We start from the raw sequence: 25293 nt of genomic DNA, 5'->3' as shown, positions 1-25293 counted from the left end.
ACACCGCGAAAACTTGCACTTAAAAACGGTACTTAAAACTGGCACCTCAGTAAACGATTGAATGACCGGCGCCGCATCGGTGATTTCGAGTAATCCTTAACCCTATGAGTGACACCGATGGCTTCAATGAGGGAAGGGCCAAAGCCGCAACTTTTGCTTGCCCACGGCCCACAGCTTGGCCAGCCCGTGCGGCTCGACAATCAAAAACCACACGATCAGCCCGCCAAAAATCATCAGCTCCGCATGCGAGACACCCGCCGTGGAGATCGAGATGCCCAGCCAGCCGGCCAGCACCGGCAGCAGCTGGCTCAGCACGATGGGCAGCACCACGATGAAGGCCGCGCCGAAGAAGCTGCCCATGATGGCGCCCATGCCGCCGATGATCACCATGAACAGCAGGCGGAAGGAGTAGTCCACCGAGAAGGCCGCCGGTTCCCAGGCGCCCAGGTAGATAAAGGCCCACAGGCCGCCGGCGATGCCGATGATGAAGGAGCTCACCGCGAAGGCGCTGAGCTTGGCGTACATCGGGCGTATGCCGATCACCGCGGCGGCCACGTCCATGTCGCGAATGGCCATCCACTCGCGGCCGATGGCGCTGCGCACCAGGTTTTTGGCCAGCAGGGTGATCACCACCACGATGGCCAGGCAGAACAGGTATTTGCTCAATGCGCTTTCGATGGGCAAGCCGAAGACCTGCAGGTTGGACACCGACACCGAGCCCGAAGGCGTGTCCATGGTGAACCACTTGATGCGCAAAAACATCCAGTCGCTGAAGAACTGCGCGGCCAGCGTGGTCACCGCCAGGTACAGGCCCTTGACGCGCAGGCTGGGCAGGCCGAACAAAATGCCGAAGAGCATGGCGCACAGGCCGCCCAGGATCAGCGCCGGGATCAGCGGCATGCCGGGAATGCGCACGAAGAAGTTGTAGGCGCCGTAAGCACCCACCGCCATGAAGGCACCCGAGCCCAGCGAGATCTGCCCGCAGTAACCGACCAGGATGTTCACCCCTACGGCAGCCAGCGAGAAGATCAGGAAGGGAATCAGGATGGCGCGGAACAGGTAGTCGCTGGCCAGCAGCGGGACGGCGATAAAGGCAAAGGCCAGCAGCAGGCCAATGGCGATGCGGTCCTGCAGGATGGGGAAGATCTGCTGGTCGGACCGGTAGCTGGTTTTGAACTGGCCGTTTTCTCTGTAGAACATGGTTTTTCTTTAGGTAAAAAGCGGCTCAGACACGGTCAATAATTTTCTCGCCGAAGAGGCCCTGCGGCCTTACCAGCAAGACACACAAGGCGAGGACATAAGCAAACCAGATCTCGATGCCGCCGCCGACGTAAGGGCCGATAAACACCTCGGCCAGCTTCTCGCCAACACCGAGGATCAGGCCGCCGACAATCGCGCCGGGCACCGAAGTCAGGCCGCCCAGGATCACCAGCGGCAGCGCCTTGAGCGCCAGCACCGACAGTGAAAACTGCACGCCCAGCTTGCTGCCCCAGATCACGCCGGACACCAGGGCCACAAAACCCGCGACGCTCCAGACGATGACCCAGATGCGGTTCAGCGGGATGCCGATGGACTGGGCGGCCTGGTGGTCGTCGGCCACGGCGCGCAGCGCGCGGCCGGTGCTGGTGTACTGGAAGAAGGCGGCCAGTGCCGCCACCAGGGCGGTGGCGATCAGCGCGGCGACCAGGTCTTCCTGGTTCACCAGCAGGCCGCCCTGGAACACGCCTTCGAGCAGGAACATCGGATCCTTGGGCATGCCCACGTCGATCTTGTAGATGCTGGAGCCGAAGATGGTCTGGCCGAAGCCGTCGAGGAAGTAGGAGATGCCCAGCGTTGCCATCAGCAGCGCAACGCCCTCCTGGTTCACCAGCTTTCCGAGCACCAGTTTCTCGATCAGCCAGGCGACCACCACCATGATGGCCAAAGCCGCCATAAAGGCCAGTGCGTTGTTGATGAACTTGTTGTCCAGGCCGGTCCACTGCGGAATCCATTCGGAAAAGCGGGCCATGGCCAGCGCCGCGAACAGCACCATCGCGCCCTGCGCGAAGTTGAAGACGCCCGAGGCCTTGTAGATCAGCACAAAGCCCAGCGCGACCAGCGAATACAGCATGCCGGACATCAGGCCGCCAATAATCGTCTCAAGAAATGAACCCATCACTGGCTCCCTTTGCTGGATGGGGACATCGTGGATTGCGGGAAACGCTGTGATTTCATCTTGGTGTTCTCGTCCATGTCAGTGGCTGGTTCCGAGGTAAGCCCGGATCACGTCTTCGTTGTTGCGTACTTCGTCGGGGGTGCCGTCGCCGATTTTTTTGCCGTAGTCGAGCACCACGACGCGGTCGGAGATGTCCATGACCACACCCATGTCGTGTTCGATCAGTACCACGGTGGTGCCGAACTCGTCGTTGACGTCGAGTACAAAGCGGCACATGTCCTGCTTTTCCTCGACGTTCATGCCGGCCATGGGTTCGTCGAGCAGCAGTACTTGCGGCTCCATGGCCAGCGCGCGGCCCAGGTCCACGCGTTTTTGCAGGCCGTAGGGGAGCTGGCCGACGGGCGTCTTGCGGTAGGCCTGGATTTCCAGGAAGTCGATGATTTTTTCGACCGCCTCGCGGTGTTTGATTTCTTCTTTTTCGGCCGGGCCTATGCGCAGCGCCTGCAGCAGCAGATTGCTTTTGATCTTCAGGTTGCGGCCCGACATGATGTTGTCGAGCACGCTCATGCCCTTGAACAGCGCCAGGTTCTGGAAGGTGCGCGCCACGCCCATCACGGCCACCTGGTGGCTGTTCATGTGCTTGAAGGTCTGGCCGCGGAAGGTGATGGAGCCCTGCTGCGGCGCATAGACGCCGTTGATGCAGTTGAGCATGGAGCTTTTGCCGGCGCCGTTGGGGCCGATGATGGCGCGTATCTCGTGCTCTTTGACGTTGAAGGAGATGTCCGACAGGGCCTTGACGCCGCCGAAGTTCAGGCTGATGTTCTTGACGTCCAGGATGACGTCGCCAATCTTCTTGCTCATGCTGCGGCCTTCACGGGGGCAAAAGTCTGGGCGTCGCTGATCTTCAGCGTCGCGCTCACGCTGCCGCTGCGGCCGTCCTCGAATTTCACGACGGTTTCTATGAACTGTTCGGTTTTGCCGCCGTAGAGCGCGTCAATCAGCGGCTGGTATTTTTCGGCGATGAAGCCGCGCCGCACCTTGTTGGTCCGGGTGAGTTCGCCGTCGTCGGCATCCAGCTCCTTGTGCAGCACCAGGAAGCGGCTGATCTGCGAGCCGGCCAGCAGGGCGTCCACGCTGAGGTCGGCGTTGACTTTTTCGACGCATTCCTTGATGAGCTGGTAGACCTCGGGCTTTTGCGCCAGGTCGGTGTAACCGGCATAGGGCAGGTTGCGGCGCTCGGCCCAGTTGCCGACGGCGTCGAAGTCGATGTTGAGCATCACGCAGACCTGGTCGCGGCCGTCGCCGTAGGCCACGACTTCCTTGATGTGCGGGAAGAACTTGAGCTTGTTCTCCACATACTTGGGCGCGAACATCGCGCCGTCGTTGACGCCGCCCTTGATGCGGCCCACGTCCTTGACGCGGTCGATGATCTTGAGGTGGCCGCCGGCGTCGATAAAGCCCGCGTCGCTGGTGTGGTACCAGCCGTCGGCGCTCAGCACCTCGGCGGTGGCCGTGGGGTTTTTGTAGTATTCCTTGAGCAGGCCGGCGGACTTGACCAGGATCTCGCCGTTCTCGGCCACCTTGATCTGCACGCCGCTGATCGGAACCCCTACGGTATCGGCGCGCGCTTCGTTGTCCGGCTGCAGGCAGACAAACACGGCGGTCTCTGTGGAACCATACAGCTGCTTGAGGTTGATGCCGATGGAGCGGTAGAAGGTGAAAAGGTCGGGGCCTATGGCCTCGCCGGCGGTATAGGCCACGCGCACGCGCGAAAAACCCAGCGTGTTGCGCAGCGGGCCATAGACCAACACGCTGCCCAGCGCATACAGCACCCTGTCCATGGCGACTACGGGTTTGCCGTCCATCAGGGCCGGGCCGGCGCGTTTGGCCACGCCCATGAAATAGTTGAACATGCCGCGCTTGATGCGGCCCGCGTCTTCCATGCGGATCATCACGGTGGTCAGCAGGCTTTCGAAGATCCGCGGTGGCGCAAAGTAATAGGTCGGGCCGACTTCTTTCAGGTCTATGGTCACCGTGCTGGCGCTTTCGGGGCAATTGACCACGTAGCCGCAGGCCAGCCACTGCGCATAACTGAAGATGTTCTGGCCGACCCACGCGGGTGGCAGGTAGGCCAGCACTTCCTCGCCGGAGGTGAGTTTGTCAAAGTCGGCGCCGGCCTTGGCGCGGTCGAGCAGGGTGTTGTGGGTGTGGACCACGCCCTTGGGGTTGCCGGTGGTGCCCGAGGTGAAAAACATCGCGGCCACGTCGTCGGGCTGGGCTTTTTCGACTTCAGCCCTGAAAAAATCCGGCTGGCCGGCGGAAAAGCCGCGGCCCGTGTCCAGCAGCGCATCAAGCGACTGCAGGCCGGCCTCGGCATAGTTGCGCAGGCCGCGCGGGTCGTCATAAACGATGTGCTCCAGCTGCGGGCACTGGCCGCGGATCTCGAGCAGCTTGTCGACCTGCTCCTGGTCTTCCACCAGCGCGAAGCGCACGTCGGCATTGTTGATCGGGAAGATGCATTCGGCGCCCACGGCATCCTGGTAGAGCGGAATCGGGATGGCGCCCAGCGCCTGCGCGGCCAGCATGGTGGCGTACAGGCGCGGCCGGTTGGCGCCGATGATGACCATGTGCTCGCCGCGCCGCAGGCCCAGCTGGTGCAGGCCGCAGGCGATGTGTTCAACCAGCAGCGCCATGCCGGCCCAGCTGTGCGCCTGCCAGATGCCGTACTCTTTTTCGCGCATGGCGGCGGCGCCGGGGCGCTCGGCCGCATGTTTGAGCAGCAATCGTGGGAACGTGGTCTGCATTCGCTTTCTTGTCTCCGTTCTGGTGCGGCTTTTTCAGTGAAAACCGCGGGTATGGGTCGAATAGTAGGACCGGCTTTGACGCTATGGTGTCATTGCGACGACAATTTCCGGGTAAGTCCTACTGGGGTGTGCCCGGGGTCCGCCCGGTTTATCGGATAAAGCGCCCGTCGCGCGAAACCATGGTCAGTTCCACAAAACGCGAGGCGTTGCGGGCCGAATCGCTGAAGCTGACCTCGAAGCCACCCAGGTCGTAGCGCTTCAGGTTCCAGGTGCTGTCGATGAAGGCGGCGCGCGTCGGGTTCTTGCCGGCGCGGCGCAGCGCTTCGGCAAACACGCGGGCATTGATGTAGCCCTCCAGCGCCAGGTGCGAAGGCTCCAGCGCCACGCCGGCGGCCTTCCAGGCCTGCTGGAATTCGCGCACCATGGGCACCACCGTGTTGCCCGGCAGCGGCACCACCTGCGACACCGCGATGCCGGTGGCGTCCTCGCCCATGGCCTTGAGCGTCGCGGCCGCGCCCATGATGGACAGCGCGTAGAGCGACAGCCCCTTGCGCTGCGCGCGTATCGCCTTGACGAACTCGATGGTCGGTTTGCCGGCCAGGCCCACCAGCACGGCCTCCGGGCTGGACGCCGCGATCTTGACCGCCGCTGCGCCGGCATCCGAAGCGTTGTTTTCCACGGTGACGATGGCGGTCGCTTCCAGTTTGTGTTTGGCCATGGAGCGTTGGGTGGCGTCGAAGACCTCCTTGCCGAAGGAGTTGTTCTGGTAGGCGATGGCGATGCGCCGTATGCCTATGGTCGCCAGGTGCTGCACCAGCTGTTCGGCTTCGTCGGCGTAGCTCGCGCGTATGTTGAACACGTTGCGGGCGTTGGCCGGGCGCGCCGACAGCGCACCTGAGAAAGGCGCGAAGAAAGGCATGCCCGATTCCATCACCTGCGGCAGCATGGCCTCGATCATGGGCGTGCCCATGCAGTTGAAGAGCGCGAAATTGCTTTTGTCGTCGATGAAACCCTTGACGTTGCCGAGCGCGCGCTTGACGTCGTAGCCGTCGTCGGTTCCTGTGAGTTCGATCAGCCGGCCGTTCACGCCGCCTTTGGCGTTGATGCCGGCAAAGCAGGCCTTGGCGCCCTGGTGCATGGCCTGGCCCAGTTCGCCCAGCGGCCCGCTCAGCGCGATGGATTGCGCGATGCGCACCGGGCCGCTGTCTTGTGCGCGCGCCGGGCCGTAGAGTGCGGCCGGTACGGCGGCGAATGCGCCCAGCATGCGGCGGCGTGTCAGGCGGCTGCGGGCCGGCGGCGAATCGATGTTCGAGGTGATGGAAGGGACGGAAGGGGCTGTCATGGGGGTGTCTCCTGGTCGTTGTGGGCTCGTGGCGGGCTTGTTCCAGGCTCTTGCCGGCCTGTCTCCGCGGGGCAGATGCTATGCTTTGGAAAGAAGGCCAACTGTCTGCGCGACGACAATCCAAGGGTTGCGCCCGCCCCGGACTTTCCCTGATCCGCCACCCCTGTTTCTGCTTGAACATTGCGAGCATGGCCACTGAGTCACCTCTTCACCAGCGCCGCAGGACGCCCACGCCGGACGAGCTGCGGGGCATTCCCTGGCTGCCCCTGCTGCTGCCGGATGAACGCGCGCGCGCGTTGGCGGGGCTGCAGGTGGGCGACGCCGCGCCGGGCGACTATGTGTGCCGTGTCGGCAAGCCGGTGACCTACTGGTTCGGCGTGGTCGAAGGCCTGCTCAAGATGAGCAGCGACAACGAGCAAGGCATGACCATGACCTTTACCGGTGTGCCGCCCGGCGGCTGGTTCGGCGAAGGCACGGCGCTCAAGCGCGAGCCCTACCGCTACAACATCCAGGCCTTGCGCAAAAGCGTGGTGGCGGGGCTGCCGGTGGAAACCTTTCACTGGCTGCTGGACCACTCCATCGGCTTTAACCGCTTTGTGATGAACCAGCTCAACGAGCGCCTGGGCCAGTTCATCGCCGCGCGCGAGATCGACCGCATGAACAACCCCGACATCCGCGTGGCGCGCAGCCTGGCCTCGCTGTTCAACCCGGTGCTCTACCCGGGGGTCGGTGAAATCCTGCGCATCACGCAGCAGGAACTGGCCTACCTGGTCGGCCTGTCACGCCAGCGCGTGAACGAAGCGCTCAGCGCCTTGCAGGCCCAGGGTTTTATCCGCATCGAATACGGCGGCCTGCGTGTGCTGGACCTGGAGGCGCTGCGCTCCAGTGTGTTTGCGAGCGAGGGCGAGGGTTTGGCCCCTCGCACAGGCCCTAGCCCGTGATGCCGGCGATGGCCAGGCGCAGGTTGTCCCGGGCGCGTGCTTCCAGCGCGGCCTGGAAATGCGGCGTGCTGTAAATCAAGGGCCGGCCCAGGAAAGCGCGAAGAATCTCCCCGCGCTTCTGGCGGAATATTTCCTCGGGCACGAAGGCGTATTCCTGGCGTATCTGTTCTTCGTACTCGGCAAAGCGCGGCGGCAGGGCGCCCAGGATGGACAGGTCCACGTCCACCAGCAGCTTCGCATCGGGCGACACCGGCAGCGCGCTGTGGCAGGTGGCCATGATCAGTTCATCCACCCGCTGCACGGTGGCCGGCGGCGCGCCCTGGCCTTCCAGTACAGCACGCGCCCAGTCGGCGCTTTGCCGCTCGTTGTCGTGGCGCTGCGTGTCATAAATCCCGTCATGGAACCACAGCGCGATTTCGACTTCATCCGGCCGTTCGGCCAGGTGGCGCACGGCCTCGAAATGCGCCAGGCATTCCGCGAGGTGCTGCACGGTGTGGTACTTGCGGTGAGGCTCGGAGTAGCGCGCGACCAGCTCATCAAACACGCTGCCGGCGATGGTTTGCGGCGCCAGCGCGCTTGCGCAGCGTTGCCAGGAGCGGGCCAGGAGGGCCTTGGTTTCAGGGGCGGCGCTTGACATCAGTACAGCGTCGATTTCTGCCGCGCCGGCAGTTCGCGGTCATATTTTTCACCGTCGATGGCCGCCGCCGTCAGCGCCTGCAGCATGGCGCCGGGCGTGGGCACGTCGGGCCGGCCTTGCGGCACGGCCTGCCAGAGCTTTGAGCGCTGTATGGCCCGTGCGCACTGGAAGAACACCGACTCGACCTTGATCACGATGACGCAGTGGGGCGGCTTTCCTTCCATGGCAAAACGCTGCAGCAGGCCGGGCTCGGTCGTGATGTTGGCACGGCCGTTCACGCGCAGCGTCTCGCCGGCGCCGGGCACCAGGAACAGCAAGGCCACGCGCGGATCGGCCAGCAGGTTGCGCAGGCTGTCGATGCGGTTGTTGCCGCGGCGCTCCGGCAGCAGCAGGGTTTTGTCGTCCTGGATCGCCACAAAGCCCGGCGGGTCTCCGCGTGGCGAGGCGTCCAGGCCGCCGGGCCCGGCTGTTGCCAGCACCGCGAAGGGCGATGCCTCGATCAGCGCCTGGTAGGCCGGGTGCAGGTAGTCCACCTCTTTTTTGAGGGAGGCGTCACCGACGGCGCCGAACAGCGCTTCCAGTTGCGTGAGGTTGGTGATGGCGTGGGGATCGGCTTGTGCGTTCATGGGCATGACTTTATCGCTTTGGTTTTTTACCGGTGGCGGCGGGGGCAGGCGCGCACAGCGCTTCCACCAGCCGGATGGCCGGCACCGACAGTTGCTCAAAGCGGCGCGCGCAGATTAAAAGCTGGCGGTCGGCCCAGCTGTCGGACAGCTTGAGCAGGCGCAGCGTGCCCGCGCCCGCATGGCGTTCGGCCGCGACGGCCGGCACCACGGCCACGCCGACACCGGCCTCCACCATGCGGCAGACGGCGTCAAAACTGCGCAGCCGTATGCGCGTTCGCATGCGCAGCCCCAGGCGCCCGGCCTGCAGGGCCAGGTGTTGCTGCAGGGCGCTGTCCTCGCCCAGGCCGACAAAGTCATGGGCCAGTGCTTGAGCGAAGCTGGTCTGGCGCTGTCGGCCGAAGCCGCTGCCCTGCGGGACCACCAGCACCAGATGGTCGCGCCGGAAGGGCCGGGATTCCAGGCTGGAAATATCCGCGGAATCAGCCACGATGCCGAGGTCGGCCACCTGGTCCAGCAGTTGCGACGCGATCACATGGCTGGGGCGTTCCTCGAGGTCGACGTCGATGGCCGGATGGGTGTTGAGGAAATCCGCGAGCGCCTGTGGCAGGTAGTCGGTGATGGCGGCGGTGTTGGACAGCAGGCGTACCCGGCCCGCCAGGCCGCCGGCGTAGTCGGCTATCTCGCCGTGCATGCGCTCTATCTGCTGCAGCACCAGCCGCGCATGGTGGGCCACGGCCAGGCCGGCCTTGGTCGGCTTGACGCCGGCGCGCAGGCGCTCCAGCAGCGGCACGCCGAGTGCGCCCTCCATGCCGCGAATGCGCGCGCTGGCCGAGGCCAGCGCGAGGTGCGAAAGCTTGCTGCCGGCCGTGATGCTGCCGGTGTCGATGACGTGCAGGAAGAGACGCAGGTCGACGAGGTCAAAGCGAATAGTGGCGGGCATGTAGCTTTGGGATTTGCTTCCAGCCTTCGGCAATGGCGAAGGCTGCCAGCGCATATTACCGCTTGAGCGCTGGCACCGCACTGCGCAGAATCGTTTGCATGAACTTGAACGACATCACCGGCAGTGGGCCCGAAACCCTGCTCATGGGTATCGTCGCCGCCGTATTTTTGCTGGCCGGCCTGGTCAAGGGCGTGGTCGGCCTGGGCCTGCCGACGCTGTCCATGGGCTTGCTGGCCGGCGTGATGCCGCCCGCGCAGGCAGCTGCCATCCTGATCCTGCCTTCGTTTCTGACGAATGCCTGGCAGATGTGGGACGGCGCCGCGCTGGCCAGTTTGGTGCGGCGCCTGTGGCCGCTGCAGCTGGGGGTTGTCGCCGGAACACTGTGGGCGCCGGTCAGCCTGGTCACGCTTGATGTGGGGCTCGCGTCAGCGGGACTGGGCGCCGCGCTGATCGTCTATGCCTTGCTGGGCTTGTTCGCGATGCCGCTGGCGATTCCGCAGCGCGGCGAACGGGTTTCTTCCTTTGCCGCCGGTCTGGCGACCGGCGCCATCACCTCCGCCACCGGCGTGTTTGTATTTCCGGCCGTGCCTTACCTGCAGGCCTTGTCGCTCAAAAAGGACGAGCTGGTGCAGGCGCTGGGCCTGTCCTTCACCGTCTCCACCGTCGCATTGTTCCTGCGCCTGGCGCTGGAGGGTTCTTTTGCGGTGGGCCGCTTGCCGTCCGGCTGGATCCTGGTGCTGCCTCTGCCGGCCGCCTTGCTGGGCGTGGCCGCCGGCCAGATGCTGCGTGGGCGGGTGGGCGAGAAGGGCTTTAAACGCCTGTTTTTCGTGGGCCTGCTGCTGATCGGTATTTACATGCTCGCTCGCGGCGTGATGCATTGAATGGAAACGCAGGGCGAGGTGTCGCAGGCCCTGGAGGCGCTCCATGCCGGGGCCGCGCGCCTGGCATTGCGGCTGGAGAAGGCTGGCGATCTTCTTCTGCTCCCCGAGGCCTTGTCCCTGCTGGACGATATTGATGCCTTGCGCGCACTGCACCTGCGTGTGGTGATGCAACAGCACGCGGCGGCCTGAACAGGCCCGATTTTTACGCTTTCTTTATACCGGCCACCGGTCTTTCATCCCCGTTTTTACACGCCGGATCCGACACTTTCTCCATCGCTATTGCTTGGAGAAGATCATGGATCTTGCGTTTATCCTCGGCGCCGCCGCCCTCTGGGGTGTGATGGTCTTGTTGGTCTGGGGCTTTCAGAAGCTCGAAAAATCCGAAGGGGGCCGTTCATGATCCCCCTGGACGTTTTGTACGGCTTTGGCGGCGTCTGCGCCATCGTGCTGCTCACCTACCTCGTGTATGCGCTGATCTGCGCCGAGGAGTTTTGATGAGCAACGCTTCATGGGGCTTGTTAGCCCTTTTCCTCGGGGCGCTACTGGTGACCGCCTGGCCAATGGGCATCTGGCTGGCCCGCCTGTATTCGGGCAGCCTTCCCAACTGGATGCACAAGCTCGAAGCGCCGCTGTACCGCCTGGCCGGCACCTCGGCCGACACAAGCATGAAATGGTCACAGTACGCGCTGGCCTTGCTGGCCTTCAATGCGTTGGGCGTGCTGGCCGTTTACGCGCTTCAGCGCCTGCAGGTCTGGCTGCCGCTGAACCCGGCCGGCATGGCGGCCGTGTCGCCCGACTCGGCCTTCAACACCGCCATCAGCTTTGTCTCCAACACCAACTGGCAGGGTTATGCCGGTGAATCTACCATGGGCTACCTCACTCAGATGCTGGCGCTGGCTGTGCAGAATTTCTTCTCCGCCGCCACCGGCATTGCGGTCGTGTTCGCGCTGTTCCGCGGCTTTGCCGCGCGTGCCACGGGCGCGATCGGAAACTTCTGGGTGGACGTCACGCGCATCACGGCCTGGCTGCTGCTGCCCTTGTCGCTGGTGTTCGCGATCTTTCTCGTGGGCCAGGGCGTGATCCAGAACTTCGACGGCTACAAAGAGGTGGCCACGCTGGAGACCACGTCCTACCAGGTGGCCAGGAACGGCCCTGACGGCCAGGCGCTGAAAGACGACAAGGGCAATCCTGTCATGGAAGACGCCAAGGCCAGCACGCAGACCCTGGCCATGGGCCCGGTCGCCTCGCAGGAGGCCATCAAGATGCTGGGCACCAACGGCGGCGGTTTCTTTAACGCCAACTCGGCCCACCCGTATGAGAACCCGACGGCGCTGAGCAACTTCTTCCAGATGTTGTCCATCTTCCTGATTCCCGCGGCGCTGTGCTTTGCCTTTGGCCGCGCGGTGGGCGACACACGCCAGGGCTGGGCCGTGCTGGCCGCGATGACGCTGCTGTTTGTGGTCGCGGTGGTGGCCATCACCCCGGCCGAACAAGCCGGCAACCCCTTGCTGCCCCCCCTGGGTGTGGACCAGGCGGCCAGCGCGCTGCAGGCCGGCGGCAATATGGAAGGCAAGGAAACCCGCTTCGGCATCAATGCCTCCAGCCTGTTCGCGGTCATCACGACGGCGGCATCGTGCGGCGCGGTCAACGCGATGCACGACTCCTTCACGCCGCTGGGCGGCATGGTGCCCATGGTGATGATGCAACTGGGCGAGGTGGTGTTCGGCGGGGTCGGTACCGGCCTCTACGGCATGCTGATTTTTGCCATGCTGGCGGTGTTCATCGCCGGCCTCATGATTGGCCGCACGCCGGAATACCTGGGCAAGAAGATCGAATCGCACGAGATGAAGCTGGTCTCGATCGCCATCCTGGTGACGCCCATCCTGGTGCTGGCGGGTACAGCCATCGCGGTGCTGGCAGGCGCCGGCAAGGCCGGCATTGCCAACCCGGGTGCGCATGGTTTTTCGGAAATCCTCTATGCGCTGAGCTCGGCCGGCAATAACAACGGCAGCGCTTTCGCGGGCCTGTCGGCCAACACGCCCTTCTACAACACGCTGCTGGGCTTGGTGATGTGGCTGGGCCGTTTCGGTGTCATCGTGCCGGTGCTGGCGATTGCCGGCGCGCTGGCCGCCAAGAAACGCCTGCCCGCCACGGCCGGCACCATGCCCACGCACGGCCCGCTGTTCGTGATGCTCCTGATAGGCACCGTGCTGCTGGTGGGCCTGCTCAATTACGTGCCTGCCCTGGCGCTGGGCCCGGTGGTCGAGCACCTGATGCTCTGGCCCGCCCACTGAACCGCAAGAAGGCCAACGAGAAATTGATATGAATACCCAAAAACCTTTTGTGCTGCTCGATCCCGCGCTGCTCAAGCCCGCCATCGCAGCCTCGTTCACCAAGCTGGACCCGCGCGTGCAATGGCGCAACCCGGTCATGTTTGTTGTCTACATCGGCAGCATCTTCACCACCTTGCTGGGCCTGCAGGCCTTGCAGGGCCAGGGTGAGGCGCCGGCGGGCTTTATTCTGGCGGTGGCTGTCTGGCTGTGGTTTACCGTGCTGTTCGCCAACTTCGCCGAGGCGCTGGCTGAAGGCCGCAGCAAGGCACAGGCCGCTTCACTGCGCAGCCTTAAAAAGAGCACTTGGGCCAAGAAATTCAAAGAGGCCAATGCCAAGGTGTTTCACGGGACAGCCTGGCTTCCCGAGCAGGCGGAAAACCTGCGCAAGGGTGCCGTGGTCTTCGTCGAAGCCGGCGACATGATTCCACTGGACGGCGAGGTGATTGAAGGCGTGGCCTCTGTCGACGAAAGCGCCATCACCGGCGAATCGGCACCGGTAGTGCGCGAGTCGGGCGGTGACTTCTCGGCCGTGACCGGCGGCACGCGTGTGCTGTCCGACTGGCTGGTGGTGCGCATCGTGGTGAACCCCGGCGAGTCCTTCCTGGACCGCATGATCAGCATGGTCGAGGGCGCCAAACGCCAGAAGACGCCGAATGAAATCGCGTTGACGATTCTGCTGGTGGCGCTGACCATCGTGTTCCTGGTGGTCACGGTGACCCTGCTGCCCTTCTCGGTGTTCAGCGTGGGCGCTGCGGGCGCGGGCACCGTGGTCAGCATCACCGCGCTGGTGGCCCTGCTGGTCTGTCTGATCCCGACCACGATAGGCGGCCTGCTGTCGGCCGTGGGCGTGGCCGGCATGAGCCGAATGATGCAGGCCAACGTCATCGCCACCTCGGGCCGCGCGGTGGAAGCCGCCGGCGACGTGGACGTGCTGCTGCTGGACAAGACCGGCACCATCACCCATGGCAACCGCCAGGCTTCGAGCTTCCTGCCGGCGCCCGGCGTGACCGGCGCGAAGCTGGCCACCGCCGCGATGCAGGCTTCCATGGCCGATGAAACGCCTGAGGGCCGCAGCATCGTCGCACTGGCCCAGCGCCTGGGCGCAAGCGAAACCCTGGTGGGTGACAGCCACGAGGTGCCTTTCACCGCCCAGACCCGAATGAGCGGCATCGACGTGCAGCGCCCCGACGGCAGCATGCGCCAGCTGCGCAAGGGCGCGGTGGACGCGATCCGCAAGCACGTGGAAGCACTGGGCGGCAGCGTGCCGGCCGAGGTGCTGCGTGCCGCCGATGAAGTGGCGCGCCGCGGCAGCACGCCGCTGGCGGTGGCCGACGGCAACGTGGTGCTGGGTATCGTGGAGCTCAAGGACATCGTCAAGGCCGGCATCAAGGAGCGTTTCGGCGAGCTGCGCCGCATGGGCATCAAGACGGTGATGATCACCGGCGACAACAAGCTCACCGCTGCCGCGATTGCCGCCGAAGCCGGTGTCGACGACTTCCTGGCCGAGGCCACGCCCGAAGACAAGCTGAAATTGATACGCCAGTACCAGGCCGAGGGCCGCCTCGTGGCGATGATGGGCGACGGCACCAACGACGCGCCGGCGCTGGCCCAGGCCGACGTGGCGGTCGCCATGAACAGCGGCACCCAGGCCGCCAAGGAGGCCGCCAACATGGTGGACCTGGATTCGAACCCGACCAAGCTGCTGGAGGTGGTGGAGACCGGCAAGGCCTTGCTGATGACGCGCGGCTCGCTCACCACGTTTTCGATCGCCAATGACGTGGCCAAGTACTTTGCCATCATCCCGGCGATTTTTGTGAGCACCTACCCGCAGCTGGCCGCGCTCAATGTGATGCGCCTGGGCAGCCCTTCGACGGCCATCCTGTCGGCGGTGATCTTCAACGCGCTGGTCATCATGTTTTTGATCCCGCTGGCACTCAAGGGCGTGAAGTACCGGCCCGTCGGCGCCGCGGCACTGCTGCGCCGCAACCTGCTGATTTACGGCCTGGGCGGCCTGATCGTGCCTTTCATTGGCATCAAGGCGATTGACCTGCTGCTGGTGGCCATGAACCTCGTATAAGGAAAATCCATGAAAACCATTCTTCGACCCGCACTGGTGTTGTTTGCCGTGCTGACTCTCGTGACCGGCGTAGCCTATCCGCTCGTCGTGACGGGCGCGGCCCGGGCCCTGTTTCCGGACCAGGCGGCCGGCAGCGTGATCTTGCGCGATGGCAAGCCGGTGGGCTCCAGCCTCATCGGGCAAAACTTCAGCGACCCCAAGCATTTCTGGGGCCGCCCCTCCGCCACCGGGCCCATGCCCTACAACGCCACGGCTTCCAGCGGCGCCAACCAGGGGCCGCTCAATCCCGCGCTGGTCGATGCCGTCAAGGGCCGCATTGAAGCGCTCAAGGCGGCTGACCCCGGCAACACCGCACCGGTGCCGGTGGACCTGGTCACGGCCTCGGCCAGCGGGCTGGACCCGCACATCAGCCCCGCCGCCGCGCGCTACCAGGTGGCCCGCGTGGCCAGGGCGCGTGGCCTGCCGCTGGAGAAGGTGCAGGCCCTGGTCGAGCAGCAGACCGAGCGGCCCTTGCTGGCTGTTCTGGGCGAGGCCCAGGTCAATGTGCTGCAGCTCAATCTTGCATTGGAGACTCTTCGTTAAGAGATACCAACATGGCCTATGCCGCTTACTGTGAGTCGTTTGGTTTAACCCCGTCCCTTCCGTTGCCGCTTGCGCGCATTAAATGGATCGTGATGGACCTCACCGTGCACAGCCGCGATGCCGTCTGGGTACGGCGGGCGCTGGTGAATTGCGCCGGCGCCGGCATCCTGCGCTGCATCCCCCAGCTCGATGAGCACCAGGTGCGGCTGGAAATTCGCCTGCCGGCGCACAGCACGCCCGAGGTGATGGATTGTGTGATGGCCTGCGTGCCCGACGGCGTGATAGGCCCGCTGGTCTCCTGGCACCGCCACCTGCAGCGGCATGGGCTCAGCCATGGACTCTGATCTTTTGCACGTCCTGTGCGCACTCGCCGCCTTTGGTGTGCCGCTGGCGCTGGCCTGGTGGATCGCGGGCCGGGATGAAAAACCGGCTTCCACGCCGGCCGTGGAGGGCGAAACGGATGGGTCGCAGGAGCGCCCCCGGTGTTACCCTTTGCGCAGCGACCTCTGAGCCTTTCAAATCACAGCAACAACGCAGCCGCATGGCCATTCCCCCCGACGCCCGCCCCGACCCCGATGAACTCCTGGACCGCCTGCGCGGCGAGGAGGAAAAGGCGCGGCGGGGCCGTTTGCGTATTTACTTCGGCGCCAGCGCCGGCGTGGGCAAGACCTACGCCATGCTCAGCGCCGCGCAGCGCGAGCGCAAGGCCGGGCGGGACGTGCTGGTCGGCGTGGTCGAAACCCATGGCCGCGCCGAAACCATGGAGTTGCTGGCCGGGCTGGAACAGCTGCCCTTGCAGGAGGTGGCCTACCGCGGACGCACCTTGAAAGAGTTCGACCTCGACGCGGCGCTGGCGCGCAAGCCGGCGGTGCTGCTGGTCGACGAACTCGCGCACAGCAATGTGGAGGGCTCGCGCCACGCCAAGCGCTGGCAGGACGTGCACGAGCTGCTGGAGGCCGGCATCGACGTCTGGTCGGCCGTCAATGTGCAGCACCTGGAAAGCCTGAACGGCACGGTAGGCGCCATCACCGGCATACGCGTGCATGAAACCGTGCCGGACACGGTGCTGGACGGCGCCGATGAAATCATTTTGGTCGACGTCACGCCCGACGAGCTGATGGCGCGGCTCAAGGCCGGCAAGGTCTACATGCCGCAGCAGGCCGAGCGCGCGGCGCAAAATTTTTTCCGCAAGGGCAACCTGATCGCGCTGCGCGAGATTGCCCTGCGGCGTACGGCCGAGCACGTGGAAGACGACGTGCGCAGCTACCGCGTCGAAAAATCCATCGCCCCGGTCTGGAACACCGAAGGCGCCATCCTGGCCTGCATAGGCCCGCGCGAAGGCGCCGAGCAGACGGTGCGCACGGCGGCGCGCCTGGCCGGCCAGCTCAATGTGCGCTGGCATGCGGCCTATGTGGAGACACCGCGCCTGCAGCTGCTGGAAGTCGCCGAGCGCGACCGCATCCTGGCCGTGATCCAGCTGGCCGAAGAACTGGGCGCGGCCACGGCGGTGCTGACGGGCAGTGATGCCGCCGCTGAACTTGTCGCGCAGGCGCAGCAGCTCAATTGCGCGACGCTGGTGGTGGGGCGGCCGCAACTGCCCGGCTGGCGCGCGCTGTGGAGCGGCCCCAGCATGACGCGCCGGCTGGCCATGCTGGCGCCCACGCTGGACATCGTCGAGGTCGGTCGTGCCGACAGCGCGCGGCGGCTGGCGCGCGCCGTGCAGCGTTCGGCCGAGGATGACGAGGCCGCGGCCTGGCAGGGCAAGCTGCCGGGCTATGCCTGGGCCGCGGCGGGCAGCGCGGCGGTCACGCTGCTGGCCCTGCCGCTGCTGGCTTACTTCGACCTGGCCAACATCGTCATGGTGTTTCTGATGGCCACGGTACTGGTGGCGCTGAAGTTCGGGCGCGGTCCGGCGGCGCTGGCGGCCTTCCTCAATGTGGCGGCCTTTGATTACTTCTTTGTCGCGCCGCGCCTCTCCTTCGCCGTCAGCGACGTGCAGTACCTGGTGACTTTCGGCGTGATGCTGGTGGTGGGCCTGCTGACCGGCCAGCTCACGGCGGGCCTGCGTTTCCAGGCGCGCATCGCGGCCAGCCGTGAACGGCGCGCGCAGTCGCTGTTCGAGCTCACACGCGATTTGTCGGCTGCGCTGCTCAGCGAGCAGGTCGTCGAACTCGGCGAGGCGGCCGCGCAACGCAACTTCGGCGGCCAGGCGCTGGTGATGGTGACCGACGGCCATGACCAGCTGCTGCCGCCCGCCAAGCCGCCCGCGGATTTCGACGCCAGCGTGGCCGACTGGGTGTTTCGCAACGAACAGCCGGCCGGGCTGGCCACGGCCACCTTGTCGGCCCAGGCCTGGCATTACCTGCCGCTCAAGGCGCCCATGCGGGTGCGCGGCGTGCTGGCCGTCAAACCCGCGCAGGCGCGCTGGCTGCTGATTCCGGAGCAGGTGCAGCAGCTTGAAACCCTGGCACGGCAGATCGCCATCGCGCAGGAGCGTGTGCACTATGTGGAGGTGGCCCAGCAGGCGGTGGTGCAGATGGAGTCGGAGAAACTGCGCAACATGCTGCTGGCGGCGATTTCGCACGACGTGCGCACGCCGCTGACCGCGCTGATCGGCCTGGCCGATTCGCTGCAACGCACGGCACCGCCGCTCAGCGATGAACAGTCGCAGGCGGCGCGCGCCATCGCCGGCGAAGCGCGCCACCTGAGCGCGCTGGTCAACAACCTGCTGGACATGGCGCGGCTGCAAAGCGGCGCCGTCAATTTGCGCAGCGACTGGCAGTCGGTCGAGGAAATCGTGGGCTCGGCGATACGCCAGTCCCAGCACGCGCTGGCCGGCAGGCCCGTGGTGACGGCGCTGCCGGCCGACTTGCCGCTGGTGGAGTTTGACGCGGGGCTGATGGAACGCGTGCTGGTCAACCTGCTGGAAAACGCTTCCAAGTATGGCAAACCGCCGATTGAAATCGGCGCCGAGGTGACGGACACGGCCTTGCTGCTCACGGTGCGTGACCACGGACCCGGCCTGCCCGTCGCGCTGAAAGGCCGCGAGCACGAGCTGTTCGAGAAATTCACGCGCGGCGAGGCCGAGTCGGCCACGCCGGGTGTGGGCCTGGGCCTGGCGATCTGCCAGGCGGTGGTGCAGGCGCACCGCGGACAAATTACGGCCGGCAATGCTGCGGGCGGTGGTGCAGAATTCACCATCACCCTGCCGCGGCGCGCGCCGCCCCAGGGCCTGCCCGAAACCGCCTGATCACACCATGTCGCATCCCGCTCCCGTCGCCGTCGTCATTGAAGACGAGCCGCAGATACGCCGCTTTGTGCGCGCGGCGCTGGAGGCCGAGGGCTGGCAGGTGTTTGAGGCCGACACCGCCAAACGCGGGCTGACCGAAGCCGGCACGCGCAAGCCCGACCTGCTGGTGCTGGACCTGGGCCTGCCCGATGGCGACGGGCTGGACGTGATACGGGACGTGCGCGGCTGGTCGGCCGTGCCGATTGTGGTGTTGTCGGCGCGCGCCGACGAGGCCGACAAGATCGCCGCGCTGGACGCCGGCGCCGACGACTACCTGACCAAGCCCTTTGGTGTGGGCGAACTGCTGGCCCGGGTGCGCGCCAACCTGCGCCGTCCGCGCGGGGCGGGGGCCGACGGCGCGCCCGACGAGCCGGTGTTCCGCTTCGGCGAGGTGGAGGTGGACCGCCAGGCGCGCCTGGTGCGGCGCGGCGGCGTGGAGGTGCACCTGACGCCCATCGAATACCGCCTGCTCACGGTGCTCATCAGCCACACCGGCCGGGTGCTGACGCACCGGCAATTGCTGCGCGAGGTCTGGGGCCCCTCGCACGCGGAGCAAAACCACTATTTGCGCATCTACATGGGCCATTTGCGCCAGAAGCTCGAAGCCGACCCGGCGCAGCCCCAACACCTGCTGACCGAAACAGGGGTCGGTTATCGGCTCTGGGTGGGACAATAGCCTGAACAGCCGGCCACCCGGCCCGTCATCAAGCCCACAGCCCATGCAAGACCCCCTCAAACCCGGCCCAGGCCCCAAACCCGTGGGCGCCGCCGTCCGCATTCCCAAAGCCCCAGCGCCGGCCACAGCGCCGGGTGCGCCCGCGCCCACCGTGCGCCTGAACAAGCGCATGGCCGAACTGGGCCTGTGCTCGCGCCGCGAGGCCGACGACTGGATCGCGCGCGGCTGGGTGCGCGTGAACGGTGCGCCCGCCGTGATGGGCCAGCCGGTGGCGGTGGATGCGCGCATCGAGATCGACCGCCAGGCCGAGCAACAGCAGCGCATGCAGGTCACCATCCTGATCAACAAGCCGGTCGGCTACGTCAGCGGCCAGGCCGAGGACGGGCACGAGCCGGCCGTGGTGCTGGTGCAGCCGCAAAACCGCTGGCGCGAATGCAACAGCCACATGCGCTGGGGCCATGAACAATTGCGCGGCCTGGCGCCGGCCGGCCGGCTGGACATCGACTCGATAGGCCTTTTGGTGCTCACGCAGGATGGGCGCGTGGCGCGCCAGCTGATAGGCGAAGACTCGGACATCGAAAAAGAGTACCTGGTACGGGTCAGCTATGGGCCGGAAACGGTCAATGTGCAGTCGGTATTCCCGCCCGAAAAACTGGCACTGCTGAACCACGGCCTGAGCCTGGACGGCCAGGCGCTGCGGCCCGCGAAGGTGTCGTGGCAAAACCCCGAACAGCTGCGTTTTGTGCTCAAGGAGGGCAAAAAACGCCAGATCCGCCGCATGTGCGAACAGGTGGGGCTGTTTGTGACGGGACTCAAACGCGTGCGCATAGGCCAGGTCAACCTGGGCCATCTGCCGGTGGGGCAGTGGCGCTATCTGGCGCCGCATGAGCGGTTCTAGAGCCGCTAGAGCCGCTCACAAAATCCAGCGAAGCGGTCCTGGCTAGGCGCGTCGCCGCAGACAGTGCACCAGCACGGCAAGGCGGCGCAACAACGCCAGGAGGGTTTTGTGAGCGGCTCCAGTCTTGCAGGCGGCGCGGCCGGCGGGTACTGCACTGTCCTACCTGGACGCGGGCCAACGGATGGCAGCGCCTTCCCCGCAGCGGCCTAAAGTGGGTCGTATGGCACTAATTACTTACCTCGTCGAGGATAACCAGATCGTCCTGGACAACCTGATCGAGGCGCTCCAGGAAATCGCCTCTGTCCAGGTCACGGGCCATGGGGCCACCCAGGCAGAGGCCAGCCGGTGGCTGAGCGCGCACGATGGGGAATGGCACCTGGCCATCGTCGACCTATTCCTGAAAGAGGGCAACGGCCTGGGTGTGCTGGCAGGCTGCCGCAACCGCGAGCCCTACCAGAAGGTCGTGGTGCTCACCAATTACGCCACGCCGGAAATCCGCCGCCGCGCCACCGACCTGGGTGCCGACGCGGTGTTCGACAAATCCAGCGAACTGGACGACCTGTTTGCCTACTGCGCGGAGCAGACCGCCCATGAGGTGGCGCCGGGCAACTAGCGGCGCCAAGGACTTCCAGCGCCGTCCTTTGCGCTTATTCGCAGCGCAGTCTGTCTGAATGTCCGGCTTGAGCCCGCCATTTGAATTCATCCCCCCGGTTTTTGAACAATCCCGGCCCGTTTCATGTGCAATGGGCGCGCGGGTTTTAAAGGTTGCTAAACCGGCCCCCGGGAACGTAAGCTGCGGCAGGCCCCATAAAAAACGGAGGGATACACCGATGCTTGCTCCCCATGCCGCCCAGGTTTTTCCACAACGACCCCCGGCCCGCATGGCCGCGGCCTGCTACCTCGCCCTGGCGGCTTGCGCGGCCCAGGCCCAGACGGCAGGGCCGCCGCCAATCCCGCCCGCGGTGGCCGCGCAGATCGATGCGCTGGTGGCCGAATACGTCCCCGCCGTGTTGCCGGGCCTGCAACTGGCGATCGGCAAGGGCGGCACGGTGCTGTATACGCGCGGCTATGGCGCGGCCGACCTGCGTGCCGGCGTGCCCATGACGCCGTTAACGCCGGTGAGGATAGGCTCGGTCACCAAGCAGCTCAGGGCTGCCGCGCTGCTCAAGCTGCAGGAGCAGGGTAAGATCTCGCTGGCCGACCCGCTGTCGCGCTGGATTCCCGAAGTGCGCTACCAGCCGGACCCGACGATTGCCCAGGTCATGGGCATGGTGGCCGGCATTCCCGGCGCCGTGCAAGACCCGGACGACCTGCTGCTGGACGGCATGCCGGCCGTGCTGCAGGAGCCGCCCCTCGCCAGTGCGAAGCTGTTCGCCAACCTCCAGGCGCGCGGCCTGTTCGCGCCGCCGGGCACGGCCTACGACTATTCGAATGCCGGCTATACCGTGCTGGGCCGTGTCATCGAACGCGCCGGTGGCCAGCCGCTGGAGGCGGCTTTCACGCAGCTGTTGTTCAAGCCCGCGGGCATGGCGGCCTCTTACATGGAAGGCCGGCAAGCCAGGCCCGGCGCCGCCATCGGCCATTACCGCGTGAAGCCCGGTGACGCCTGGCGGGTATGCCCCGAACTCAACTCGGGCTTTGACGCGGCGGGCGGCGTGGTCTCGACCGCCTCCGACATCGTGCGCTGGGACGGCGCGCTCAAGAGTGGCGCCGTGGTGTCGGCCGCCAGCCTCGCGCGCATGCGCACACCGGCCACATTGGCCGGCGGAAAGGCCGCGCCCATCGGCATGGGGCTGGCGGCGCTGGGCGGGCCGGACAGCTACGGTGCGGCGGGGCAGACGGTCAGCTTTGCCGCGGCCAACGCGAGCTACGGCAGCGGCTACGACGTGGTCCTGCTGGCCAACGGCAGCAACACCATCGGCGACGCGGCCTATCCGCGCTTTGTGCTGGCCGCGCGCATCCACAACGTGCTCAACCCGGGCGCGCCCGAGCCCGTGCCGGCGCTGCCGCCCAGCGGCGGCGTCATCGACGTGACCCCGCCGGTGGAGCTGCTGACGCTTTGCAAATAGCCGCTCCGAAACATCCGCTGGTGCGCGGGCGGCTCTGCCTCCACAATCGGGCATGACCCCACCCGACCAAGCCGAAACGCCAGGGCCCTTTTCGCCGGGCCTGCTGCCCACCTGGCTGCATGTCTCCGACATCCAGGGGCTGGCGCAGCTTGCCACGCAGGCCACCTTGGGTGTCACGGGCCTGGCCGAAAGTGTGCAGGGCAATGTCTACAAGGCGGTTGCCGCGCCTTTCGGGCCGCTGGGCGCGAAATTCATCGACCGCCTGCCGGGCGCCAGTGGTGTGCGCCCGCTGGGCATCACCGGCCTGGTCTACGGCGGCATCAAAGGCGTCACGCGGCTGGCCGGCGGCACGGCCAACGCCTTGCTGTCGCGCGCGGCGCCGCTGGCGGGGCCGCGGGCCTCGACGCCGCAGCGTGAGGCCATGCTGTCGGCGCTCAACGGCGTGCTGGGCGACCGCCTGGCGGAGACGGCCAACCCGCTGGCGATTTCCATGCGCCTGCGCCACCAGGGCCAGCCGCTGCTGCTGGAGCCGCAGGCGCTGGCCGCGCGCTTGCCGGATGCGACGGGCAAGCTGCTGGTGGTGGTGCACGGCCTGTGCATGAACGACCTGCAATGGAACAGCGGCACTGCCGGCTTCAAGGGCCACGGCGAACAGCTGGCGCGCGAACTCGGCTACACCCCCGTCTACCTGCACTACAACACCGGCCTGCACACCTCGGACAACGGCGAGCAACTGGCCGGGCTGCTGCAGCAGCTGGCCAGGGCCTGGCCGCAGCCGGTGCAGGACATCACGCTGCTGGTGCACAGCATGGGCGGCCTGGTCGCCCGCAGCGCCTGCCAGCAGGCGGCGGAGGCCGGCTACAGCTGGCTGGCGCAGCTCAAGGCCCTGGTGTTTCTGGGAACCCCGCACCACGGCGCGCCGCTGGAGCGCCTGGGCAGCTGGGTGGACGGTGTGCTGGGCGGCAACATCGTGACCAAACCCTTCGCGAAGATCGGCCAGGTGCGCAGTGCCGGCATCACCGACCTGCGCCACGGCAATCTGCTGCATGCCGACTGGCACGACGCGGGGCGCTTTGAGCGCGGGCCCGATGCGCGCCGGCCCGTGCCGCTGCCGCCCGGCGTGGACTGCTACACCGTCGCAGCCACCACGCTGGCGCCCGGCAAGGGGCCGCTGATGGCGGTGCGGGAGGCGCTGGCGCGCAAGATGGTCGGTGACGGGCTGGTGTCACTGGAAAGCGCGCTGGGCCTGCATGCGGAGCCGGAGCGCTGCCTGGCGTTTGCGCCGGAGAACCAGTGGATCGCGCAGGGCATGAACCACCTGGAACTGCTGAGCCGGCCTGAGGTGGGGCGGCAGCTCGTGCGCTGGCTGGGTCAATAGTCTCGCGCCGGGCTTGAAGGGGTCTGCGCGACCCCAGGTCCCGACCGGAACCGGGCTACCAGGAGATGGTCAGCTCAAGCGGTTCCGTGGAACGCATCGGAGTTCCCGCCACGACGGCGAGCGCTTTCAGGCGCTGGGGCTGTCCCGTTTTCCCGTTTGAGGCGCTGGCAATGGCCTGCACATTCACGGTCGCGGGGCAGCTGATGCGCAGGGTTTCTTTCGGCCCGTCGGCCCGCCCACGGTGGGTGCAGCGGTGGTCTGCCGTGACGGCCTCGCTGAAGGTGTTCAGCACGATGGTGACGCCAAACGACGCGGAAGCGCTTTGCGCATGGAGTGCGGGGCAGGCCAGCAAGGCTTGCGTGGCAAGCAATGTACCCAAAACCGTCTGGAAAGTTCGCATGGCGTGTACTCCTGAAACTGTCAGTAGTAACGGCCATTCTAGTTAAATTGATAAATTTAGTAAAAATTATTACCGTAATTAATTCGTGAGATTTTTGGCAATATTCACCAAAATAATCGGTGAAATTAAATTTTCGCCCAAAAATTGTCAGAAATTGATAGTTTTCATCAAATTTCCCAGTTTGGAGGCGAGTTTTGGCCGGGCAGGATACCGGTACGTATTCGCGGCGCATGATGCTTGCCGGAAGAGGCGTCGGCGGGTTCAGTAGGTGATGGTGAGAGTGCGGCTCTGCGGCAGGCTGGTGCAGGTGGCCGATGAGCAGGTGCCGGCGAGGCCGGCTGCAATTGAACCGTTGATGGTGTAAGCCTGCGGCAAACCGTTGGCTGTGACTGTCGCCGGGTTGCTCAAGGCCAGGGTGTAGGTCAGGTTCAACAAGGTTCCCCCTGTCGCACTCAGTGACGGCGTGTAGCTCACGCCAGTGGTGCAACGCACGATGTAAGGGGTGTTGGCCGTGGCAGCGGTGGTTTGAAACGAGGTGTAGTTGAAGGTAATCGTACTTGGCGGGGTGGTGAATTGGCACGATGTGGTGTTGATGATGCTGACCGCCAGTGTTCCGGTGTCTACCGTGGTGCCTACTGAATTAAGCAGACTCATGGTCACGGTATCGGTGAAGGTTGCTGCCTTGACGTTTTGCAGCGCAGGGATGCGAGCATAAAACGGCTTGCTATCGCTGGCACTCATTGTGGTTGTAGTGCCGAAGTTGACCGTGCCGGCAAAAGCCGTTGCTGTGGTGTTGTTCCATGGCCCAGTGCCGGCGGCAGTACGGTAGAGCTCGTAATTGATCCGGTTGGCCCCCCCTCCCGTAGCGGCGGCTCGGTTGGTGGGCGGAGCGTTTGCGTTAAGCCCGTCATTTGCACGCAAGGTGTAGGCAAAGGTGATGGGGTCGCTCGTCAGCCCCCGCGTACAGGTGACGGTGTAGCTGCCCGTGGTGTCATTGGCGGTGGCGATGGTTTCAGAGTAAACCGCCGTGAAACCGGTTGACGTTACCTGGCAAGTGATGGCTGCCTGGGCCCGCAGCGCGCAAATGCATAGCAGAGCTATCAGGACGCTGCGCAATGCGTAAGAAGCACTCATCGATTGACTCCGTTACATCTGCCCGGGCTGTTGCCAAACACAACGACTTTCACGTAGTGATAGTAACGTCTTGTAGCAGTGTCGTGAATGGTGCTGCATTGCGCCATCGCACGCTGCTTTCATGAATTCAG

25 protein-coding genes are annotated in these 25293 nt (G+C 65.5%); 15 read left to right on the top strand and 10 right to left on the bottom strand.

Going from position 1 to position 25293, the window contains the following annotated elements; all coding sequences use genetic code 11:
- Positions 1-123: 123 nt before the first annotated feature.
- The 5 genes from ACSQ27_RS18240 to ACSQ27_RS18220 form a co-directional block, all read right to left on the bottom strand.
- Entirely contained in the window at positions 124-1200 is a 1077-nt protein-coding gene (locus ACSQ27_RS18240) for a branched-chain amino acid ABC transporter permease (protein WP_436156912.1), read from the bottom strand.
- Between the two features lie 25 nt (positions 1201-1225).
- Positions 1226-2155, bottom strand: coding sequence for a branched-chain amino acid ABC transporter permease (locus ACSQ27_RS18235; RefSeq protein WP_436156911.1), 930 nt, complete (start codon positions 2153-2155; stop codon positions 1226-1228).
- 78 nt (positions 2156-2233) lie between these two features.
- On the bottom strand, positions 2234-3016 hold the full coding sequence (locus ACSQ27_RS18230; protein WP_436156910.1) for an ABC transporter ATP-binding protein: 783 nt from the start codon (positions 3014-3016) through the stop codon (positions 2234-2236).
- Positions 3013-4959 (bottom strand): AMP-dependent synthetase/ligase, encoded by a 1947-nt coding sequence (locus ACSQ27_RS18225; protein ID WP_436156909.1) that lies wholly within the window; start codon positions 4957-4959, stop codon positions 3013-3015. The genes ACSQ27_RS18230 and ACSQ27_RS18225 overlap by 4 nt, the downstream gene beginning before the upstream one ends.
- Before the next feature lie 148 nt (positions 4960-5107).
- Complete coding sequence (locus ACSQ27_RS18220; protein ID WP_436156908.1) at positions 5108-6301, bottom strand: ABC transporter substrate-binding protein; 1194 nt, start codon at positions 6299-6301, stop codon at positions 5108-5110.
- Positions 6302-6489: 188 nt separating this feature from the next.
- On the opposite strand from ACSQ27_RS18220, the gene ACSQ27_RS18215 reads away from it, so the two are divergent.
- Positions 6490-7242: a Crp/Fnr family transcriptional regulator gene (locus ACSQ27_RS18215; protein ID WP_436156907.1), complete on the top strand. Its 753-nt coding sequence runs from the start codon at positions 6490-6492 to the stop codon at positions 7240-7242.
- Here the strand turns inward: ACSQ27_RS18215 and ACSQ27_RS18210 are convergent.
- From ACSQ27_RS18210 to ACSQ27_RS18200, 3 genes are read right to left on the bottom strand one after another with little or no spacing between them, the layout of a single operon-like run.
- Positions 7232-7879, bottom strand: coding sequence for an HD domain-containing protein (locus ACSQ27_RS18210; RefSeq protein WP_436156906.1), 648 nt, complete (start codon positions 7877-7879; stop codon positions 7232-7234). The two genes, ACSQ27_RS18215 and ACSQ27_RS18210, sit on opposite strands and share 11 nt — an antisense overlap.
- Positions 7879-8505: a pyridoxamine 5'-phosphate oxidase family protein gene (locus ACSQ27_RS18205; RefSeq protein WP_436156905.1), complete on the bottom strand. Its 627-nt coding sequence runs from the start codon at positions 8503-8505 to the stop codon at positions 7879-7881. The genes ACSQ27_RS18210 and ACSQ27_RS18205 overlap by 1 nt, the downstream gene beginning before the upstream one ends.
- A 10-nt stretch (positions 8506-8515) precedes the next feature.
- On the bottom strand, positions 8516-9433 hold the full coding sequence (locus ACSQ27_RS18200) for a LysR substrate-binding domain-containing protein (protein ID WP_436157254.1): 918 nt from the start codon (positions 9431-9433) through the stop codon (positions 8516-8518).
- 110 nt (positions 9434-9543) lie between these two features.
- Here ACSQ27_RS18200 and ACSQ27_RS18195 point away from each other — a divergent pair, with 110 nt between their 5' ends.
- From ACSQ27_RS18195 to ACSQ27_RS18130, 14 genes are all read left to right on the top strand, one after another.
- A complete protein-coding gene (locus ACSQ27_RS18195) occupies positions 9544-10326 on the top strand; it encodes a sulfite exporter TauE/SafE family protein (RefSeq protein ID WP_436156904.1) in 783 nt (260 codons plus the stop codon).
- A complete protein-coding gene (locus ACSQ27_RS18190) occupies positions 10327-10515 on the top strand; it encodes a hypothetical protein (RefSeq protein WP_436156903.1) in 189 nt (62 codons plus the stop codon).
- Positions 10516-10722: 207 nt separating this feature from the next.
- On the top strand, positions 10723-10821 hold the full coding sequence (locus ACSQ27_RS18185; protein ID WP_436156902.1) for a potassium-transporting ATPase subunit F: 99 nt from the start codon (positions 10723-10725) through the stop codon (positions 10819-10821).
- Positions 10821-12620 carry a potassium-transporting ATPase subunit KdpA gene (gene kdpA, locus ACSQ27_RS18180; protein ID WP_436156901.1) on the top strand — a complete coding sequence of 600 codons (1800 nt, stop codon included), beginning with the start codon at positions 10821-10823 and terminating at the stop codon, positions 12618-12620. Before ACSQ27_RS18185 ends, kdpA begins: the two co-directional genes overlap by 1 nt.
- Positions 12621-12648: 28 nt before the next feature.
- Positions 12649-14736 (top strand): potassium-transporting ATPase subunit KdpB, encoded by a 2088-nt coding sequence (gene kdpB, locus ACSQ27_RS18175; RefSeq protein WP_436156900.1) that lies wholly within the window; start codon positions 12649-12651, stop codon positions 14734-14736.
- Between the two features lie 9 nt (positions 14737-14745).
- Positions 14746-15318: a potassium-transporting ATPase subunit KdpC gene (gene kdpC, locus ACSQ27_RS18170; RefSeq protein ID WP_436156899.1), complete on the top strand. Its 573-nt coding sequence runs from the start codon at positions 14746-14748 to the stop codon at positions 15316-15318.
- A 92-nt stretch (positions 15319-15410) separates the two neighbouring features.
- A complete protein-coding gene (locus tag ACSQ27_RS18165; RefSeq protein WP_436156898.1) occupies positions 15411-15662 on the top strand; it encodes a hypothetical protein in 252 nt (83 codons plus the stop codon).
- Positions 15652-15828, top strand: coding sequence for a hypothetical protein (locus ACSQ27_RS18160; RefSeq protein WP_436156897.1), 177 nt, complete (start codon positions 15652-15654; stop codon positions 15826-15828). Before ACSQ27_RS18165 ends, ACSQ27_RS18160 begins: the two co-directional genes overlap by 11 nt.
- Before the next feature lie 31 nt (positions 15829-15859).
- On the top strand, positions 15860-18568 hold the full coding sequence (locus ACSQ27_RS18155; RefSeq protein WP_436156896.1) for a DUF4118 domain-containing protein: 2709 nt from the start codon (positions 15860-15862) through the stop codon (positions 18566-18568).
- Between the two features lie 7 nt (positions 18569-18575).
- Positions 18576-19283 (top strand): two-component system response regulator KdpE, encoded by a 708-nt coding sequence (gene kdpE / locus ACSQ27_RS18150; RefSeq protein WP_436156895.1) that lies wholly within the window; start codon positions 18576-18578, stop codon positions 19281-19283.
- 43 nt (positions 19284-19326) lie between these two features.
- A complete protein-coding gene (locus ACSQ27_RS18145) occupies positions 19327-20181 on the top strand; it encodes a pseudouridine synthase (protein WP_436156894.1) in 855 nt (284 codons plus the stop codon).
- A 220-nt stretch (positions 20182-20401) separates the two neighbouring features.
- On the top strand, positions 20402-20794 hold the full coding sequence (locus ACSQ27_RS18140) for a response regulator (protein ID WP_436156893.1): 393 nt from the start codon (positions 20402-20404) through the stop codon (positions 20792-20794).
- A gap of 217 nt (positions 20795-21011) precedes the next feature.
- On the top strand, positions 21012-22250 hold the full coding sequence (locus ACSQ27_RS18135) for a serine hydrolase domain-containing protein (protein ID WP_436156892.1): 1239 nt from the start codon (positions 21012-21014) through the stop codon (positions 22248-22250).
- A gap of 52 nt (positions 22251-22302) precedes the next feature.
- Positions 22303-23628, top strand: a complete 1326-nt coding sequence (locus ACSQ27_RS18130) for an esterase/lipase family protein (protein ID WP_436156891.1) — start codon at positions 22303-22305, stop codon at positions 23626-23628.
- Between the two features lie 55 nt (positions 23629-23683).
- On the opposite strand, the gene ACSQ27_RS18125 is transcribed toward ACSQ27_RS18130, so the two are convergent.
- Together ACSQ27_RS18125 and ACSQ27_RS18120 are read right to left on the bottom strand one after the other, a co-directional pair.
- Positions 23684-24028 (bottom strand): hypothetical protein, encoded by a 345-nt coding sequence (locus ACSQ27_RS18125; protein ID WP_436156890.1) that lies wholly within the window; start codon positions 24026-24028, stop codon positions 23684-23686.
- Between the two features lie 261 nt (positions 24029-24289).
- Positions 24290-25162 carry a spore coat protein U domain-containing protein gene (locus ACSQ27_RS18120; RefSeq protein ID WP_436156889.1) on the bottom strand — a complete coding sequence of 291 codons (873 nt, stop codon included), beginning with the start codon at positions 25160-25162 and terminating at the stop codon, positions 24290-24292.
- Between the last annotated feature and the right edge of the window lie 131 nt (positions 25163-25293).

It is taken from the genome of Polaromonas sp. LjRoot131, assembly GCF_964252805.1.
In the GTDB taxonomy this organism is placed as follows: Bacteria; Pseudomonadota; Gammaproteobacteria; order Burkholderiales; family Burkholderiaceae_C; genus Polaromonas.
The sequence above is the reverse complement of the archived record's forward strand: the minus strand, read 5'-3'. Positions and strand labels throughout refer to the sequence as shown.

What these genes read in the sequence shown, in the direction of transcription:
- ACSQ27_RS18240 (WP_436156912.1), bottom strand. Translation starts at nt 1,200, where the DNA reads ATGTTCTACAGAGAAAACGGCCAGTTCAAAACCAGCTACCGGTCCGAC.
- ACSQ27_RS18235 (WP_436156911.1), bottom strand. Translation starts at nt 2,155, where the DNA reads ATGGGTTCATTTCTTGAGACGATTATTGGCGGCCTGATGTCCGGCATG.
- ACSQ27_RS18230 (WP_436156910.1), bottom strand. Translation starts at nt 3,016, where the DNA reads ATGAGCAAGAAGATTGGCGACGTCATCCTGGACGTCAAGAACATCAGC.
- ACSQ27_RS18225 (WP_436156909.1), bottom strand. Translation starts at nt 4,959, where the DNA reads ATGCAGACCACGTTCCCACGATTGCTGCTCAAACATGCGGCCGAGCGC.
- ACSQ27_RS18220 (WP_436156908.1), bottom strand. Translation starts at nt 6,301, where the DNA reads ATGACAGCCCCTTCCGTCCCTTCCATCACCTCGAACATCGATTCGCCG.
- ACSQ27_RS18215 (WP_436156907.1), top strand. Translation starts at nt 6,490, where the DNA reads ATGGCCACTGAGTCACCTCTTCACCAGCGCCGCAGGACGCCCACGCCG.
- ACSQ27_RS18210 (WP_436156906.1), bottom strand. Translation starts at nt 7,879, where the DNA reads ATGTCAAGCGCCGCCCCTGAAACCAAGGCCCTCCTGGCCCGCTCCTGG.
- ACSQ27_RS18205 (WP_436156905.1), bottom strand. Translation starts at nt 8,505, where the DNA reads ATGAACGCACAAGCCGATCCCCACGCCATCACCAACCTCACGCAACTG.
- ACSQ27_RS18195 (WP_436156904.1), top strand. Translation starts at nt 9,544, where the DNA reads ATGAACTTGAACGACATCACCGGCAGTGGGCCCGAAACCCTGCTCATG.
- ACSQ27_RS18190 (WP_436156903.1), top strand. Translation starts at nt 10,327, where the DNA reads ATGGAAACGCAGGGCGAGGTGTCGCAGGCCCTGGAGGCGCTCCATGCC.
- ACSQ27_RS18185 (WP_436156902.1), top strand. Translation starts at nt 10,723, where the DNA reads ATGATCCCCCTGGACGTTTTGTACGGCTTTGGCGGCGTCTGCGCCATC.
- kdpA (WP_436156901.1), top strand. Translation starts at nt 10,821, where the DNA reads ATGAGCAACGCTTCATGGGGCTTGTTAGCCCTTTTCCTCGGGGCGCTA.
- kdpB (WP_436156900.1), top strand. Translation starts at nt 12,649, where the DNA reads ATGAATACCCAAAAACCTTTTGTGCTGCTCGATCCCGCGCTGCTCAAG.
- kdpC (WP_436156899.1), top strand. Translation starts at nt 14,746, where the DNA reads ATGAAAACCATTCTTCGACCCGCACTGGTGTTGTTTGCCGTGCTGACT.
- ACSQ27_RS18165 (WP_436156898.1), top strand. Translation starts at nt 15,411, where the DNA reads ATGGACCTCACCGTGCACAGCCGCGATGCCGTCTGGGTACGGCGGGCG.
- ACSQ27_RS18160 (WP_436156897.1), top strand. Translation starts at nt 15,652, where the DNA reads ATGGACTCTGATCTTTTGCACGTCCTGTGCGCACTCGCCGCCTTTGGT.
- ACSQ27_RS18155 (WP_436156896.1), top strand. Translation starts at nt 15,860, where the DNA reads ATGGCCATTCCCCCCGACGCCCGCCCCGACCCCGATGAACTCCTGGAC.
- kdpE (WP_436156895.1), top strand. Translation starts at nt 18,576, where the DNA reads ATGTCGCATCCCGCTCCCGTCGCCGTCGTCATTGAAGACGAGCCGCAG.
- ACSQ27_RS18145 (WP_436156894.1), top strand. Translation starts at nt 19,327, where the DNA reads ATGCAAGACCCCCTCAAACCCGGCCCAGGCCCCAAACCCGTGGGCGCC.
- ACSQ27_RS18140 (WP_436156893.1), top strand. Translation starts at nt 20,402, where the DNA reads ATGGCACTAATTACTTACCTCGTCGAGGATAACCAGATCGTCCTGGAC.
- ACSQ27_RS18135 (WP_436156892.1), top strand. Translation starts at nt 21,012, where the DNA reads ATGCTTGCTCCCCATGCCGCCCAGGTTTTTCCACAACGACCCCCGGCC.
- ACSQ27_RS18130 (WP_436156891.1), top strand. Translation starts at nt 22,303, where the DNA reads ATGACCCCACCCGACCAAGCCGAAACGCCAGGGCCCTTTTCGCCGGGC.
- ACSQ27_RS18125 (WP_436156890.1), bottom strand. Translation starts at nt 24,028, where the DNA reads ATGCGAACTTTCCAGACGGTTTTGGGTACATTGCTTGCCACGCAAGCC.
- ACSQ27_RS18120 (WP_436156889.1), bottom strand. Translation starts at nt 25,162, where the DNA reads ATGAGTGCTTCTTACGCATTGCGCAGCGTCCTGATAGCTCTGCTATGC.